Source organism: Streptomyces sp. NPDC026659, assembly GCF_040638245.1.
Lineage (GTDB): Bacteria > Actinomycetota > Actinomycetes > Streptomycetales > Streptomycetaceae > Streptomyces.
In genome coordinates this window covers 187382-202852 of the sequence record NZ_JBEZXY010000005.1, presented here as the reverse complement: position 1 = coordinate 202852, position 15471 = coordinate 187382, and the positions used below count along the sequence as shown (strand labels likewise).

14 protein-coding genes and 1 tRNA gene are annotated in these 15471 nt (G+C 72.0%); 9 read left to right on the top strand and 6 right to left on the bottom strand.

The genetic code is table 11. The features are described from left to right. Positions 1-18 precede the first annotated feature (18 nt). The 4 genes from AB0E91_RS15040 to AB0E91_RS15025 all read right to left on the bottom strand — a co-directional run bounded on the left by AB0E91_RS15040 (position 19) and on the right by AB0E91_RS15025 (position 4456). Positions 19-861 (bottom strand): S-methyl-5'-thioadenosine phosphorylase, encoded by an 843-nt coding sequence (locus AB0E91_RS15040; RefSeq protein WP_361781317.1) that lies wholly within the window; start codon positions 859-861, stop codon positions 19-21. A gap of 151 nt (positions 862-1012) precedes the next feature. Beyond that, entirely contained in the window at positions 1013-1321 is a 309-nt protein-coding gene (locus AB0E91_RS15035; RefSeq protein WP_361780592.1) for an FmdB family zinc ribbon protein, read from the bottom strand. Positions 1322-1388: 67 nt separating this feature from the next. Beyond that, the gene (locus tag AB0E91_RS15030; protein WP_361780589.1) at positions 1389-2693 is read right to left on the bottom strand and encodes an MFS transporter; all 1305 of its coding nucleotides are present in this window, start codon (positions 2691-2693) and stop codon (positions 1389-1391) included. Between the two features lie 248 nt (positions 2694-2941). Then, a complete protein-coding gene (locus AB0E91_RS15025) occupies positions 2942-4456 on the bottom strand; it encodes a potassium/proton antiporter (protein WP_361781314.1) in 1515 nt (504 codons plus the stop codon). 268 nt (positions 4457-4724) lie between these two features. Here AB0E91_RS15025 and AB0E91_RS15020 point away from each other — a divergent pair, with 268 nt between their 5' ends. After that, on the top strand, positions 4725-7526 hold the full coding sequence (locus tag AB0E91_RS15020) for a penicillin acylase family protein (protein ID WP_361780586.1): 2802 nt from the start codon (positions 4725-4727) through the stop codon (positions 7524-7526). A gap of 85 nt (positions 7527-7611) precedes the next feature. Here the strand turns inward: AB0E91_RS15020 and AB0E91_RS15015 are convergent, their stop codons facing one another. Next, a complete protein-coding gene (locus AB0E91_RS15015) occupies positions 7612-8232 on the bottom strand; it encodes a 5-formyltetrahydrofolate cyclo-ligase (RefSeq protein ID WP_361780584.1) in 621 nt (206 codons plus the stop codon). Between the two features lie 101 nt (positions 8233-8333). On the opposite strand from AB0E91_RS15015, the gene galU reads away from it, so the two are divergent. The 8 genes from galU (at position 8334) to AB0E91_RS14975 (ending at position 14925) form a co-directional block, all read left to right on the top strand. Next, on the top strand, positions 8334-9236 hold the full coding sequence (gene galU, locus AB0E91_RS15010) for a UTP--glucose-1-phosphate uridylyltransferase GalU (RefSeq protein WP_361780581.1): 903 nt from the start codon (positions 8334-8336) through the stop codon (positions 9234-9236). 5 nt (positions 9237-9241) lie between these two features. Then, positions 9242-10561, top strand: a complete 1320-nt coding sequence (gene glp, locus AB0E91_RS15005) for a gephyrin-like molybdotransferase Glp (RefSeq protein ID WP_361780578.1) — start codon at positions 9242-9244, stop codon at positions 10559-10561. A gap of 142 nt (positions 10562-10703) precedes the next feature. Further along, positions 10704-11183, top strand: coding sequence for a cyclic pyranopterin monophosphate synthase MoaC (gene moaC / locus AB0E91_RS15000; RefSeq protein ID WP_199585528.1), 480 nt, complete (start codon positions 10704-10706; stop codon positions 11181-11183). Next, positions 11180-11737, top strand: a complete 558-nt coding sequence (locus AB0E91_RS14995; protein ID WP_361780574.1) for a MogA/MoaB family molybdenum cofactor biosynthesis protein — start codon at positions 11180-11182, stop codon at positions 11735-11737. Before moaC ends, AB0E91_RS14995 begins: the two co-directional genes overlap by 4 nt. Continuing rightward, positions 11734-12381: a GNAT family protein gene (locus AB0E91_RS14990; RefSeq protein WP_361781311.1), complete on the top strand. Its 648-nt coding sequence runs from the start codon at positions 11734-11736 to the stop codon at positions 12379-12381. Before AB0E91_RS14995 ends, AB0E91_RS14990 begins: the two co-directional genes overlap by 4 nt. A 173-nt stretch (positions 12382-12554) precedes the next feature. Continuing rightward, positions 12555-13820, top strand: coding sequence for a gephyrin-like molybdotransferase receptor GlpR (glpR, locus tag AB0E91_RS14985; RefSeq protein ID WP_361780571.1), 1266 nt, complete (start codon positions 12555-12557; stop codon positions 13818-13820). Positions 13821-13893: 73 nt separating this feature from the next. Next, positions 13894-13967 (top strand) — tRNA-Ala (locus tag AB0E91_RS14980). 103 nt (positions 13968-14070) lie between these two features. After that, positions 14071-14925, top strand: a complete 855-nt coding sequence (locus tag AB0E91_RS14975; RefSeq protein ID WP_361780568.1) for a DUF1963 domain-containing protein — start codon at positions 14071-14073, stop codon at positions 14923-14925. Positions 14926-14950: 25 nt separating this feature from the next. Here the strand turns inward: AB0E91_RS14975 and AB0E91_RS14970 are convergent, their stop codons facing one another. After that, a complete protein-coding gene (locus AB0E91_RS14970) occupies positions 14951-15427 on the bottom strand; it encodes a GNAT family N-acetyltransferase (RefSeq protein WP_361780565.1) in 477 nt (158 codons plus the stop codon). Between the last annotated feature and the right edge of the window lie 44 nt (positions 15428-15471).

Here is a 15471-nt window from a genome sequence, read left to right as displayed (position 1 = left end):
TCCCCGCCTCGCGACCCCCTACGGCAGCACGAACCCCGGCTCCACCCCGCCCAGCGCCCCCAGGCACAGACAGTCCCGCTCCTCCGTCGCCGGCAGCGCCGCCACCGCGTCGAACAGCACCCCGCGCAGTCGCTCCACGTTGGACGCGAACACCCGCAGCACCTCCTCGTGGGAGACGCCCTCGCCGGTCTCGGCGCCCGCGTCGAGGTCGGTGACCAGGGTGAGCGAGGTGTAGCAGAGCTCCAGCTCACGGGCGAGGGCCGCCTCCGGATGCCCGGTCATGCCCACCACCGACCAGCCCTGCGCCTGGTGCCACAGCGACTCGGCGCGGGTGGAGAAGCGCGGGCCCTCGACCACGACCAGCGTGCCGCCGTCCACCGCCTCCCAGTCCCGGCCGTGTGCCGCCTTCAGCGCGGCGGCCCGTCCGGTGGGGCAGTAGGGGTCGGCCAGCGACACGTGCACCACGTTCGGCACCGTGCCGTCGGGCAGCGGCAGCCCGTCGAAGTAGGTCTGCTCCCGCGACTTGGTGCGGTCCACCAACTGGTCCGGTACCAGCAGCGTGCCGGGGCCGTACTCCGGGCGCAGACCGCCCACCGCGCACGGGCCGAGGACCTGGCGGACCCCGACGGAGCGCAGCGCCCACAGATTGGCGCGGTAGTTGATGCGGTGCGGGGGGACGCGGTGGTCCCGGCCGTGCCGGGGCAGGAAGGCGACCCGCCGGCCGGCGATCTCGCCGAGGAAGAGGGAGTCGCTGGGTGCCCCGTAGGGGGTGTCCACCAGGACCTCGGTCACGTCCTCCAGGAAGGAGTAGAAACCCGAGCCGCCGATTACGCCGATCTCTGCGTTCGCCATGCCGAGCACCCTAGCCGGAGCCGGAAACCCGCCCCAGGGGCAGTCCGGAACCATTCGGGAACGTCACCACGGTCCCCGGGAACGCCACCACGTCCCCGGGAACGCCGAAGACCCCACCGTCACGGACAGCCGGACGGCAGGGTCGACAAAGGCGTGGTTCTCAGGCGGCGGAGCCGGAAGAGGACGACGAGGACGACGACGTGGACGACGAAGACGAGGACGCCTTCGAGTCGGACGACGACGAAGAAGAAGAGGACGGCGTCTTCGTGGCCGGGCTGCTGCTCGACGTCGCGCCACGCGAGTCGTTGCGGTAGAAACCGGAGCCCTTGAAGACAATGCCGACCGCGGAGAACACCTTCTTCAGGGGGCCACCGCAGCTGGGGCACTCGGTCAGGGCGTCGTCGGTGAACTTCTGCACCGCTTCAAGGCCCTCGCCGCAGTCCTTGCACTGGTACTGGTAGGTCGGCACTGTCTTCCTCCTGGCACTCTCACTCAATGAGTGCTAACGACGGTCCATCTTGACGCATTCCCGGGGATCAGTCCACCGCGACCGGCGCGCGGTGACCCACGCCACGTGCCACCGTACGGTTCAGCGGCCGGGGCACGAGCCGGGAACGCAGCAGCAACAACGTCGCCAGCGCGGGCACCGTACCGGCCATCGGCACCAGGAAACCGGCCCCGCCCCACAGCCGGTCCTCCAGTTGCCCGGCGACGGTGACGGCGGCCGCCTGGCCGAGCGCGACCGCGCCGGTCAGCCAGGTGAACGCCTCGGTGCGGGCCCCGGCCGGTACCAGCGCCTCGACCAGTGTGTAGCCGGTGATCAGCGCGGGCGCGATGCAGACACCGACCAGCAGGCCGAGCCCGGCAAGGAGCGGCAGCGAGTGCGCCGTCCACAGCGCGGACGCGGTCAGCGCGAGCCCCGCGTATCCCACCGCGAGCCGCCGCCGGGGCGAGGCCCGCCAGGCGATCGCGCCGCACACGAAGCCGGAGAGCATGTTGCCCGCCGCGAAGACGCCGTACAGGACGCCGTTCAGGCCGGGCTCGCCGATCGACTCGGTGAACGCGGCCAGCGAGACCTGCATCCCGCCGAAGACCGCCCCGATGCCCAGGAAGGTCACGATCAGCACGCGCACGCCGGGCACGCGCAGGGCGGACGTGTGCGGCACGCGCGCGTGATCGTCGTCGGTGGGGTGACCGCCGACAGAAGGCTGCGTCCCCCGCTGTGCCGCGAAGAGCAGGCCGCCCACCAGCGTCAGCAGCGCCTCGGTGACCAGACCGGCGGAGGGGGTGACGGTGGTGCACAGGGCGGTCGCGAGCAGGGGGCCGACCACGAAGGTCAGCTCGTCCGTCACGGACTCGAAGGCCGCCGCCGTGCTCATGAGCGGCGACCCCTGGAGCTTCACGCCCCAGCGGGCGCGCACCATGGGGCCGACCTGCGGCACCGAGGCGCCGGTGGGCACGGCCGCCGCGAACAGCGCCCACAGGGGCGCGTGCGACAGGGCGAGCGCGGTCAGGCCGAGCGCGGCCACCGTGTGCACGACGACACCGGGGACCAGGACGGCCCGCTGTCCGTAGCGGTCCGCGAGACGGCCGCCGTAGGGCGCGCAGAGCGCCATGGAGACGCCGGTGACGGCGGCCGCGGCACCGGCGGCGCCGTACGAGCCGGTGGTGTGCCGTACCAGGAGCACGATGGAGATGGTGAGCATCGCGAACGGCTGGCGCGCGGCGAAGCCCGGGACCAGGAAGGTCCAGGCACCCCGGGTGCGCAGCAGTTGTCCGTAGCCGGGACGAGGCGGAGCCTGCCGCTTCCCGGCCGGCTCGGTGGTGACCGTGGACTCCACGGCCCGTGCCTTCCTTCCACCTGGTAGCGCGCCCGTGCGGGGGGCACCGAGAGCTGTCCTCTTGCGCGGGACTGCGGTAGATACCGGTGCTGCACTACGAAAGGCGTTCCGGCCGCCATACGGTCGCGCCAGCTCTGCGTCAGACGGATCAGACAGAGTTGGTTCGATCAGATGCCTTGATCGTACAGGGGGCACCGCGGGCGCGACCTGTGACAACGAGCACCCGGTGCGGGTCCGGGGGAGCGCCCTCAGTGCCCCGCCCGGCCCGACTGTGTCCCGCCCGTCCCCAGCCAGTCCGCCAGCTTGCCGCCCTTGGTGACCGCGCGCAGCCGCCGCTCGGCCTGGTCGCGCACCGGGTCGGTGGCGACCACCAGCAGCTCGTCCCCGTGCCGCAGCACGGTCGTCGGCGAGGGCACGAACGACTTGCCGTCGCGCACGACCAGGGTGACGGCGGCGCCGGGCGGCAGCCGCAGCTCGCCCACCTCCACGCCGTGCATCTTGGAGTCCTCCGGGATCGCGACCGAGAGCAGATGGCCGCGCAGCCGCTCCAGGGGCGCCGACTCGATCCCGAGGTCGGACGCCTCGCCCTCCTCACCGAGCCGCAGTTTGCGGGCGAGCCAGGGCAGGGTCGGGCCCTGGACGAGGGTGTAGACGACGACCAGCACGAAGACGATGTTGAAGATGCGGCGGCTGCCCGCGATGCCGCTCACCATGGGGATCGTCGCCAGGATGATGGGGACCGCGCCGCGCAGTCCCGCCCAGGACATCAGCGCCTGCTCCTGCCAGGGCACCCGGAACGGCGTCAGGCTCAGCACCACGCTCAGCGGACGGGCCGCCATGGTCAGCACGAGGCCGATCACCAGCGCGGGCACGATGTCGTCGCCCAGCTCGTGCGGGGTCACCAGCAGACCGAGCAGGACGAACATGCCGATCTGCGCGATCCAGCCGAGCCCGTCCGCGAAGCCCCGGGTGGCCGGCCAGTGCGGCAGCTTGGCGTTGCCGAGCACCATGGCGGCCAGATAGACGGCGAGGAAGCCGCTGCCGTGGGCCAGGGCGCCCGCCGCGTACGCCGTCACGGCGATGGCCATGACGGCGATCGGGTAGAGGCCGGAGGCGGGCAGCGCGACGTGCTTGAGCCCCCAGGAGCCGAGGAAGCCCACCGCGAGACCGAGGGCGGCGCCGATGGCCAGCTCCAGCAGGATCTCGCCGAGCAGCACGTACCAGTGGTCGATCGGGCCCTTCTGGGAGAAGGCGACGACCAGGATGACGACGGGTGCGTCGTTGAAGCCGGACTCGGCCTCCAGCGTGCCCGTCACGCGCGCGGGCAGCGGGATGCGCCGCAGGACGGAGAAGACGGCCGCCGCGTCCGTCGAGGAGACCACCGCGCCGATGATCAGCGCCTGCCGCCATTCCAGCCCGACCAGATAGTGCGCGCCCGCGGCCGTGGCCCCGACGCTGACCGCGACGCCGACGGTCGCCAGCACGGAGGCGGACGGCAGCGCGGGCCCGATCTCCTTCCACTTCGTGCCCAGACCGCCCTCGGCGAGGATCACGACCAGGGCCGCGTACCCGATGACCTGGACCATCTCGGCGTTGTCGAAGTGGATGTGCGCGATGCCGTCGGAGCCCATGAGGACGCCGATCCCCAGGTACACGAGCAGGCTGGGGAGCCCGCTGCGCGAGGAGATCCGCACGGCCGCGACCGCGACCAGGAGCACGAGCGAGCAGGCGAGCAGGAGCTGGTTGAGGTGGTGGACAGTCAGCGGCGCTTCCCTTCCTTGGCCCGCGTCCGACGCGGGGCGGACTCAGTACACAGGACCCGGGGCTGCGGCGCACCGCACCCAAGTACTTCGTTACCTTACCTAACTCTTGACGTTTCCTTGACGCTCGGCTTGGCAAGATCGAACGCCCGTGCGCGCCAGTTCCCGACTCCGCGTCAAGTGGCTCGGGGCCCTGCGCCTATGGTTGCTCCAGCGCTCATTCAAAGTCATGGCCCGACCTGCCGCTCGCGTTAGGACAGCAAGGACAGCGATGCCCCCCAATACCACCGCCACAACGGGTGACAAGCCCGCCAAGTCCGGCAGGAAGAAGGGGCGCAAAGCCCGACTTATCGTGCTGGTTCTGGTCCTCGCCGTCATCGGCGGCATCGCCTTCGGCGCGTACTGGACGGTCAGCACCGTGCGCGCCTCCTTCCCGCGCACGAGCGGCACACTCACGCTCAAGGGCCTGTCGGGGCCGGTGGACGTGAAGCGCGACGGCTACGGCATCCCGCAGATCTACGCCTCCTCCGACGCGGACCTGTTCATGGCGCAGGGCTACGTCCAGGCGCAGGACCGCTTCTACGAGATGGACGTGCGCCGGCACATGACCTCCGGGCGCCTGTCGGAGATGTTCGGCAAGGGTCAGGTCAAGAACGACGCCTTCCTGCGCACGCTCGGCTGGGACCGGGTGGCCAAGGAGGAGTACGACACGAAGCTGTCGGCCTCCACCAAGCAGTACCTCGACGCCTACTCCAAGGGCGTCAACGCCTATCTCCAGGGCAAGGACGGCAAGGACATCTCCCTGGAGTACGCCGCCCTGAACCTCACCAACGACTACGAGCCCTCGGCGTGGACGCCGGTGGACTCGCTGTCGTGGCTGAAGGCGATGGCCTGGGACCTGCGCGGCAACATGCGCGACGAGGCCGACCGCGCCCTGATGACGAGCCGCCTCGGCCCGCAGCAGATCCGCGACCTCTACCCGGACTACCCGTACAACCGGAACAAGCCGATCGTGCAGAACGGTCAGTACGACGAGCTGAACCGGACCTTCGAGCAGGGCGGCACCTCGGGCTCCTCGAGTGCCACGGGCGCCACCGGCGCGACGGGCACCCCCGGCACCACCGGTTCCACGGACACCGGCACCGCCTCCGGCACCGACGCGAACTCCGGCTCGGCCGTCACCAGCCAGCTCCTGGGCCTCTCCAAGGTCCTGGACGACCTCCCCACCGCCGTCGGTGTGAACGGCCAGGGCATCGGCTCCAACTCCTGGGTCGTCTCCGGCGCCAACACGATCACCGGCAAGCCGCTGCTCGCCAACGACCCGCACCTGTCCGCCACGCTGCCCTCGGTCTGGTACCAGATGGGCCTGCACTGCCGGACCGTCGACAGCAAGTGCCAGTACGACGTCACGGGTTACACCTTTGCCGGGATGCCCGGTGTGATCATCGGGCACAACGGCAGGATCGCTTGGGGCATGACCAACTCCGGGGTGGACGTCACCGACCTCTACCTGGAGAAGATCACCGGCGACGGCTACCTCTACGACGGCAAGGTCCGCCCCTTCCGCACCCGCGAGGAGACCATCAAGGTCGCGGGCGGCCCGTCCCGGAAGATCGTGGTCCGCGAGACCCAGGACGGCATGCCGCTGCTGTCGGACCGGGACGGCGAACTGGTCGACGTGGGCCGCACGGCCGGAGTCGACACCGCCGCCCCCGACCGGGGCGACGGCTACGGCGTCGCCCTGAAGTGGACCGCGCTGCAGCCGGGCACCTCCATGGACGCCGTGTTCGCCATGGACAAGGCCGCCGACTGGAAGAGCTTCCGCTCCGCCGCCGCCCTGTTCGACGTGCCGTCGCAGAATCTGGTCTACGCCGACTCGGAGAACATCGGCTACACCCTGCCCGGCAGGATCCCCACGCGCTCCGCCTCCGACGACGGCTCGCTCCCGGCCCCCGGCTGGGACTCCAAGTACCGCTGGACCGGCTACATCCCGCAGGACGCGCTGCCGTACGAGTACAACCCCAAGCGGGGTTACATCGTCACCGCCAACCAGGCCGTGATCGACAAGGACAAGTACCCCTACACCCTGACCACCGACTGGGGTTACGGCACCCGCAGCCAGCGCATCACCGACCTGATCGAGTCCAAGATCAAGGACGGCGGCAAGATCTCGACCGACGACATGCGCCAGATGCAGACGGACAACAGCAGCGAGATCGCCCGGCTGCTGGTGCCCAGGCTCCTGAAGCTCAACCTGGACGACCCGGACGTCCGCCAGGCGCAGAAGCTCCTGGAGGGCTGGGACTACACCCAGGACGCCGACTCGGCGGCCGCCGCGTACTTCAACGCGGTCTGGCGCAACATCCTCAAGCTGGGCTTCGGCGACAAGCTCCCCAAGGAGCTGCGGGTCAAGGGCCAGTGCCTGTGGGTCGAGCGGGCCGACTCCACCGGTCCGGTGGACGACGACACCAAGGTGCGCGAGTGCGGTCAGCGTGACGCGGACCAGGCGCAGCCGGACGGCGGCGACCGCTGGTTCGAGGTCGTGCGCACGCTGATGGACAAGCCCGACAGCGACTGGTGGAAGGCCCCGAAGTCGGGCAACCGCCCGGCCGCCGAGAACCGCGACCAGCTGTTCACCCGCGCCATGATCGACGCGCGCTGGGAGCTGACCGCCAAGCTCGGCAAGGACATCGACACCTGGAGCTGGGGCCGCCTGCACCGGCTGTTCCTGAAGAACCAGACGCTCGGCACCAACGGCCCGGAGATCCTCCAGTACGCGCTCAACCGCGGCCCCTGGAAGCTCAGCGGCGGCGAGGCCACCGTGGACGCCACCGGCTGGAACGCGGCGGGCGGTTACGGCGTGGTCTGGGTGCCGTCCATGCGGATGGTGGTCAACCTGGCCGACCTGGACAAGTCCAAGTGGATCAACGTCTCCGGCGCCTCCGGGCACGCCTTCAGCTCCCACTACACCGACCAGACCGACAAGTGGGCCAAGGGCGAGCTGCTGCCCTGGTCGTTCACCGGCAAGGCGGTCGACGGAAGCACGAAGGACACCCTGGTCCTCAAGCCGTGAGCCGCTGACGGCGACCGGCACCGCAACGGCCCTCCACGCGCGCGTGGAGGGCCGTTGCGCATATCCCGGGGTTTGCCCGTCCTGGTCAGGGGCGCGTGAAGCGGCGCACGCCCGTCGGGGTCACCACGGCGTGCACCGGGCGGTCGTGGGGCTCCGCCGGTACCCGGGCGACGACCTCCGTGTCGTACAGCAGCACCACGAGCGCCGGGCGCGCGCCCGCGCTCTCCAGTCGCGCGAGCACCCGGTCGTACGACCCGCCGCCGCGCCCCAGGCGCATCCCGCGCGCGTCCACCGCGAGGCCGGGCAGCAGGACCGCGTCGGCCGAGGCGACGGCGTCGGGTCCGAGCCGGGGCCCGGACGGTTCGAGCAGCTCCATGCGGCCGCCGTGACGTACCGGGGCGAGCGAGCCGGGGCCGGTGTACTCGGCCCAGTCCAGGTCGTTGTCGGGCAGCAGGGCGGGCAGCAGGACGCGGACGCCCCGCGCGCGCAGCGTGTCCAGCAGCGCGCGGGTGCCGGGTTCGCCGCCCACGGAGACGTACGCCGCCACCGTGCGGGCGGCGGCCAGTTCCGGCAGGAGGAGCGCCTGCCCCGCGAGCGCGCCGGCCGACGACCGGATGTCATCCTCCGGCAGCCCGTTCCTCACCCGGAGGAGTTCCTGTCGCCACGCGCGTTTGTCAGGCTCGTCCGCGCGTCCGTGCTGTCTCAAGAGTTCCCGCCTTTTCCGGCAAACCGGTCTATCCGTTCATACGACGGTATGTCGATCGGGGTAGCGGATTGCCTGCTTAGACACCGGATAGGGTTGCCGCCATGACTGAGTCGTACCCCAAGATCAGCAAAGCCGTCATCCCGGCGGCGGGCCTCGGCACCCGGTTCCTGCCGGCCACCAAAGCCACCCCCAAGGAGATGCTGCCGGTGGTGGACAAGCCGGCCATCCAGTATGTGGTGGAGGAGGCGGTGTCGGCGGGTCTCGACGACGTCCTCATGGTCACCGGACGCAACAAGCGTCCCCTCGAAGACCATTTCGACCGCAACTACGAGCTGGAGTCCGCCCTCGAGAAGAAGGGCGACGAGGACCGGCTCGCCCGGGTCCGCGAGTCCAGCGACCTCGCCACCATGCACTACGTGCGCCAGGGCGACCCCAAGGGCCTCGGCCACGCCGTGCTGTGCGCCGCCCCGCACGTCGGCCACGAGCCCTTCGCCGTCCTCCTCGGCGACGACCTGATCGACCCCCGCGACCCCCTTCTCCAGCGCATGATCGACATCCAGGAGCAGCACGGCGGCAGCGTCGTCGCGCTCATGGAGGTCGCCCCCGAGCAGATCCACCTCTACGGCTGCGCCGCGATCGAGGCCACCGCCGAGGGCGATGTCGTCCGGGTGACCGGCCTGGTCGAGAAGCCCGACCCGGCGGACGCCCCCTCCCACTACGCGATCATCGGCCGCTACGTCCTCGACCCGCGCATCTTCGAGGTCCTGCGCCGCACCGAGCCCGGCCGCGGCGGCGAGATCCAGCTCACCGACGCCCTCCAGCAGCTCGCCCAGGACGAGAAGGTGGGCGGCCCCGTGCACGGCGTCGTCTTCACCGGCCGCCGCTATGACACCGGCGACCGCGGTGACTATCTGCGTGCCATTGTCAGGCTCGCGTGCGAACGTGAAGACCTGGGCCCGGACTTCCGGACCTGGCTTCACACGTACGTCGCCGAGGAGATGTAGGACCGTTGAGCGCCGCCCCGAACCGTCCCGTCGGACCGGACCACGTGTGGTCGGTGGACGAGCACCTGGAGGACATCCTCAGCACCATCCGCCCGCTCGACCCCATTGAGCTGCCCGTCCTGGAGGCCCAGGGCTGCGTCCTCGTGGACGACGTGGTGGTGCCGATGTCCCTGCCCCCGTTCGACAACAGCTCCATGGACGGGTACGCGGTCCGGGTCGCGGACGTGGCCGGGGCGAGCGAGGAGTACCCGGCCGTCCTGGAGGTCGTCGGCGATGTGGCGGCCGGTGCCGCCGACCTCGTACGGGTCGGCCCGGGCCAGGCCGCCCGGATCATGACCGGCGCCCCGGTGCCGCCCGGCGCCGAGGCCGTCGTCCCCGTCGAGCAGACCGACGCCGGGCTCGGCGAGGGCCCGGCGAGCGGGATGCGCGCCCGCGCCCTCGCCCCCGAGGGCGCCGAGGGCCAGGTGCGTGTCTACGAGGCCGTCGAGTCCGGCGCGCACGTGCGCCCCAGCGGCAGCGACGTGCGGGCCGGCGACCTCGCCCTCGCCGCCGGTACGGTCCTCGGGCCGCCGCAGATCGCGCTGCTCGCCGCGATCGGCCGGGGCAGCGTCCGGGTGCGCCCGCGCCCGCGCGTGGTCGTGATGTCCACGGGCAGCGAACTCGTCCAGCCCGGTGAGGCGTTGGGCCCCGGGCAGATCCACGACTCCAACAGCTTCGCGCTGGCCGCCGCCGCCCGGGACGCGGGCGCCATCGCCTACCGGGTCGGCGCCGTCGAGGACGACGCCGACGTGCTGCGCTCCACCATCGAGGACCAGCTCGTCCGCGCCGACCTGCTGGTCACCACGGGCGGGGTGAGCGTCGGCGCGTACGACGTGGTCAAGGAGGCGCTCTCCGGCGCCGGTGACGAGGACGAGACCGGCGGCGTCGACTTCCGCAAGCTCGCCATGCAGCCCGGCAAGCCGCAGGGCTTCGGCTCCGTCGGCCCCGACCACACCCCGCTGCTGGCGCTGCCCGGCAACCCGGTGTCGTCGTACGTCTCCTTCGAGCTGTTCGTCCGCCCCGCGATCCGCGCCCTGATGGGTCTGCCGGACGTGCACCGGCCGCACACCCGGGCGGTCCTCAGGACCGACAAGCCGCTGCGCTCGCCCAAGGGCCGCCGCCAGTTCCTGCGCGGCACGCACACCGACGGCGAGGTGTCCCCGGTGGGCGGTGCGGGGTCCCATCTGGTCGCCGCGCTGGCCCACGCCGACTGCCTCATCGTCCTTCCCGAGGACGTGGATTCGGCCGAGCCCGGCGCCGAGGTGGAGGTCGTCCTGCTCGGCTGACCGGGCGCCTTCCGCGCGGTCCGGGCAGGGTCCGCGCGGGGTCTCGACCCGGTGCGCGGGCCGACTTGGAGGTACCGTGTCGCGCACACAGGCCCGTACAACCAGCATCGGCGACGGGCCGGGACCGGGAGCACGGCACACCATGAGTACGCAGGACCGACTGACGCACATCGACGAGGCGGGCGCGGCCCGCATGGTCGACGTATCCGGCAAGGACGTGACGGCGCGCACCGCGCGCGCCACCGGCCGGGTGCTCGTCTCACCCCGCGTGATCGAGCTGCTGCGCGGCGAGGGAGTGCCCAAGGGCGACGCCCTCGCCACCGCGCGCATCGCCGGGATCATGGGAGCCAAGCGCACCCCCGACCTGATCCCGCTCTGCCACCCGCTGTCGGTCTCCGGCGTGAAGCTGGACCTCGCGGTCGCGGACGACGCCGTGGAGATCGCCGCCACGGTGAAGACCACCGACCGCACGGGCGTCGAGATGGAGGCCCTCACCGCCGTGTCGGTCGCCGCGCTCACCGTGATCGACATGATCAAGGCCGTGGACAAGGGCGCCGTCATCACCGACGTCCGGGTCGAGACGAAGACGGGCGGCAAGTCGGGCGACTGGAGCCGGGCGTGAGTGCGGAATCCCCCCTGGGCGGCGCCCTGACCGCGCCGTACAGCGCACTGGTCGTCACCGCCTCCAACCGGGCCGCCGCCGGGGTCTACGCCGACAAGGGCGGACCCGCGGTCGCCGAGGGCCTGCGCGGCTTCGGCTTCGCCGTGGACGGCCCCCGGGTGGTGCCCGACGGCGAGCCGGTGAAGGCGGCCCTGCGCGAGGCCGTGGCGGCCGGGTACGACGTGGTCGTCACCACCGGCGGCACCGGCATCTCGCCCACCGACCGCACCCCCGAGGCGACCCGCGAGGTGCTCGACTACGAGGTGCCGGGCATCGCGGAGGCGATCCGGGCGTACGGCCGGGAGAAGATCCCCACCGCCGTCCTCTCGCGTGGCCTCGCCGGAGTCGCGGGCCGCACGGTGATCGTGAACCTGCCCGGCTCGACCGGGGGAGTGCGCGACGGCCTCGCCGTCCTGGAGCCGCTGCTGATCCACGCCGTGGACCAGATCCGCGGCGGCGACCACCCCCGCCCCGCCGGGGCGGAGCACGCCGCCGGTTCCGGGGGTGCGAGCTGACCGGCCGGTCGTGGCCCGTCGCGCTGGCGGACGCGGATGTCGTCCTCCGGCCGATAAGACTGCGCGACCAGCGGGCCTGGCGCGAGGTGAACCGGCGCAACCGGGACTGGCTGCGCCCCTGGGAGGCGACCATCCCGCCGCCCACCCCGAACGGCCCGATCACGCACCGGCCGACCTACCGCCAGATGGTCCGCCATCTGCGCTCGGAGGCGCACGCGGGGCGGATGCTGCCGTTCGTCATCGAGTACCAGGGCCGTCTGGTCGGCCAGCTCACGGTCGCCGGAATCACCTGGGGCTCCATGTGTTCCGGGCACATCGGCTACTGGGTGGACGAGTCGGTCGCCGGGCGCGGGGTCATGCCGACCGCCGTCGCGCTGGTGGTGGACCACTGTTTCCGCTCGGTCGGGCTGCACCGGCTCGAGGTGTGCATTCGCCCCGAGAACCGGCCCAGCCGCCGGGTCGTGGAGAAACTCGGATTCCGCGAGGAGGGGCTGCGGCCGCGCTATCTGCACATCGACGGCGCCTGGCGCGACCACCTCGTCTACGCCCTCACGGCGGAGGAGGTCCCCGACGGACTGCTCTCCCGCTGGCGGCGCACGCGCGCGCAGAACGCGTCCGGAAATCAGCCGACCACCGGAAATTGAATAAGTGTTCGAATTCAATCGGTCACCGACCGTTCCGAGGCATATCAATTCATGACTTCGGCGGTCGGCTGATCGCATCGATCGCAAAAAAAGCTCGGAATATCAGCCAGATCGTGCGACACACCGGCTCAATTGGCGGATGGCCCCGTACAAACCCCTCTACCGTGTGAGGCGTGAGCAGCAGCGGCCTCATTTACGCAGTCATCGTCGGGGCCTGGGCCGCCTACTTGGTGCCGATGTGGCTCCGTAGGCAGGACGAGCTGAACGAGGCCCGTCCGACGGAACGCTTCAGCACCGCCATCCGGCTGCTGTCCGGACGGGCGGGGATGGAGCGCCGGTACGCCAAGGACCTGCGGGCGCGCTCCGCCGAGGAGGGGGAGCCGGACGCCGGTGACCCGGACGCCGCCACCGATTCGGTGGACGTCCGGGCCTTCGCCATGCCTCCGACCCGCCGTCAGGCGCGCGCGGACGCCCCGGCGGAGGAGCCCGGACGCCCCGAGCCGACCCCCAAGTCCCCTCCGGCGCAGGCGCATCACTCCGGCTCGCATCCGGCGGCGCAGGGACACAGATCCGGTGCGCACCCGGTGCGGGCGCACCGGCCGGAGGCCGACCCGGCGCCCGCGCCCGCGCGGCAGCGCGGCGAAACCCCCGTCTCCGCCCCGGCCCAGGCCGCGCGCCGCGCCCCGGCACCGCAGACGGCCGCCGCCCGCGCCCAGCGCTCCAAGGTGCTCGCGCGGCGCAGGCGTACCACCGTCCTGCTCTTCCTCGGCTTCACCTGCGGCGCGATCGTCGCCGCCGTCGGCGGGCTCGCCTTCCTGTGGGTGCCCGCCGTGCCCGCCCTCCTGCTCAGTGGCTACATCGGCTACCTGCGCACCCAGGAACGGCGCCGCTTCGCCTACCAGATGGACCGCCGCCGCGCCGAGGACGCCGCCCGCAGGCTGCGCGAGAGCGCGCCCCGTCCGCGCCGCCGCGCCGCGGCCGACGCGGGCGCCGTCGCCGACGAACCGGAGGAGGGATCAGAACCGAAGACCGATCCCGCCCTGTCCGCCGCGCTCGCCGCCGACCGCCGCGCCCTCGTCGAGCAGACCGACCACGCCGAATGGGTCGACCAGCAGCGCGAGCGCACGCGGCCGCCCGGCCACGGCGACAGCTGGGAGCCGGTCCCGGTCCCGCTGCCCACCTATGTCACCGCCCCGGTCGCCCCGCGCGCCACCCCCGACGTCGACCTCGGCGCCCCGGACACCTGGAGCTCCGCCCGCTCCGGACCGGTCGTGTCGGAGCACGAGGCGGAACCGGGGGAGGCCCCGGAGCCCCGCGCCGAGGACACCCGCGACGCCGCCCGCCGCGCCGCCTCCGCCCGCCGCTCCCGCGAGCGCGGTCGCACCCCCCTCTTCGACCAGTACGAGACCGACGACCGCCCCCGCGCCGCCAACGAGTGACCCCCGCCCTGACCAGTCCGGGAGCGGATTTCCGGGCACCTGGATCGGGATGCTAGAGTTTCACTCGTTGCAAGGGCCTGTGGCGCAGTCCGGTAGCGCACCTCGTTCGCATCGAGGGGGCCAGGGGTTCGAATCCCCTCAGGTCCACGCAGCGCCGCCTTCGAGGCGGTCACGAGATCCCCATCCGATTCATCGGATGGGGATCTCGGCGTTTCCGGGATCTGTCAGACCCTCCCTCTACGGTTCCCCCATGACTCCTGAACTGCGGGACCGGTTAAGTCCCTTTCGTGGCAAGGCGATCGCCCGTGGGATACCCGGCGAGGACGTGGAGCGGTGGCTCGGGCTCGCGCGGCCCTGTGCGACGTTGGGGCAGGGCGGGGACGGGGACGTGGTGGGGCGGTTCGGGGGGCCGTTGGCGCTGCCGGGCGGGGTCGCGGAGCCCGTGCATCCCTTCGTCGGGAGCATCGATCTCGCGGCGCTGCCCGACGGGGTGACCGATCTTCCGCTGCCGTCCGACGGCCAACTGCTGCTGTTCGCCGTGCCCGAGGACGACGGGGACGGCGCGAACATGGGGAGCGTGGTGTACGTCCCGGCGGGGGCGGCCGTGGAGGAGCGGGACCGGTACGGCTGGGCGCTGGCCGATGTCGAGGAGTACCGGGAGCTGTTCGGGAGATTCCCGCAGGGACCGATGCGGGTGACGGCCGACGTCTCGTTGCCGTACCACTGCGCGGTCGACCTCCCCGAGGCTTCCTGGAGCGAGCCGCTGCCCGGGCATCCACGCGCCGAGGAGCTGGTGGAGGTCTGGGGCGACGTCGAGGGGGAGATCGTCCACCGGGGGCCGCTCCGGCTCGGCGGGTACGCCTCGGAGGAGGCCGTCTACACCGATCCGCTCGCCGGTGCCGTCTCCTGCGCCCGGCAGCAGGCGGAGGCGGGCCGGTGGGACGGTCCGGTGTCCGACGACGTCTCCGACTGGGTGCTGCTCGCCGACTGGAGTCCCGGGCTCGAGGGGCGGGAGGGTGCCACCGTGCACTGGGCGATCCAGCGTGCGGATCTGGTCGCCCGGCGCTTCGAGCGGGTGTTCACGACGGTCTACTGGAACCCCTGAGCCCGCGCCCCGCGCTCACAGGCCCTCACAGCCCCTTCGCGAAGCAGCGGCTGCTCTCGTACTCCCGGTAGAAGCCGAACTTGGCGCACGGGGTGTAGCCGCTGGAGGTGTAGAGGCCGATGGCCTCCGGCTGGCGGGTGCCGGTCTCCAGGACCATGCGGAGGCGGCCGGCGGTGCGGGCGTCGTCCTCCAGGGCCGCGAGCATCAGGCGGGCCACGCCCCGGCCGCGCATCTCCTCGACGACGAACATGCGCTTCAGCTCGGCGTCGCCGTCCTCGTTGCCCTCGCCGTTGGTGTCCTGGGCGCGCCAGCCGCCGGTGGCGACCGGGCGGTCGCGCTCGTCGTAGGCGATCAGGTAGACGCCCCGGGGCGGGTCGAAGTCGGTGACGTCCAGCACAGTGGCGTCGCCGCCGTCGCCGTAGCGCACGTGGTACTCGGCCTGGACCTCGTCGTTGAGCTTCACGGCGTCGGGGTGGTCGAAGCGGACGCGGCGTATGTTCATGCTGGTGACCGTACTTCCATGCGGGCTGTGGAGCGCCGGGTTTT

What these genes read in the sequence shown, in the direction of transcription:
- AB0E91_RS14970 (WP_361780565.1), bottom strand. Translation starts at nt 15,427, where the DNA reads ATGAACATACGCCGCGTCCGCTTCGACCACCCCGACGCCGTGAAGCTC.
- galU (WP_361780581.1), top strand. Translation starts at nt 8,334, where the DNA reads ATGACTGAGTCGTACCCCAAGATCAGCAAAGCCGTCATCCCGGCGGCG.
- moaC (WP_199585528.1), top strand. Translation starts at nt 10,704, where the DNA reads ATGAGTACGCAGGACCGACTGACGCACATCGACGAGGCGGGCGCGGCC.
- AB0E91_RS15020 (WP_361780586.1), top strand. Translation starts at nt 4,725, where the DNA reads ATGCCCCCCAATACCACCGCCACAACGGGTGACAAGCCCGCCAAGTCC.
- AB0E91_RS14975 (WP_361780568.1), top strand. Translation starts at nt 14,071, where the DNA reads ATGACTCCTGAACTGCGGGACCGGTTAAGTCCCTTTCGTGGCAAGGCG.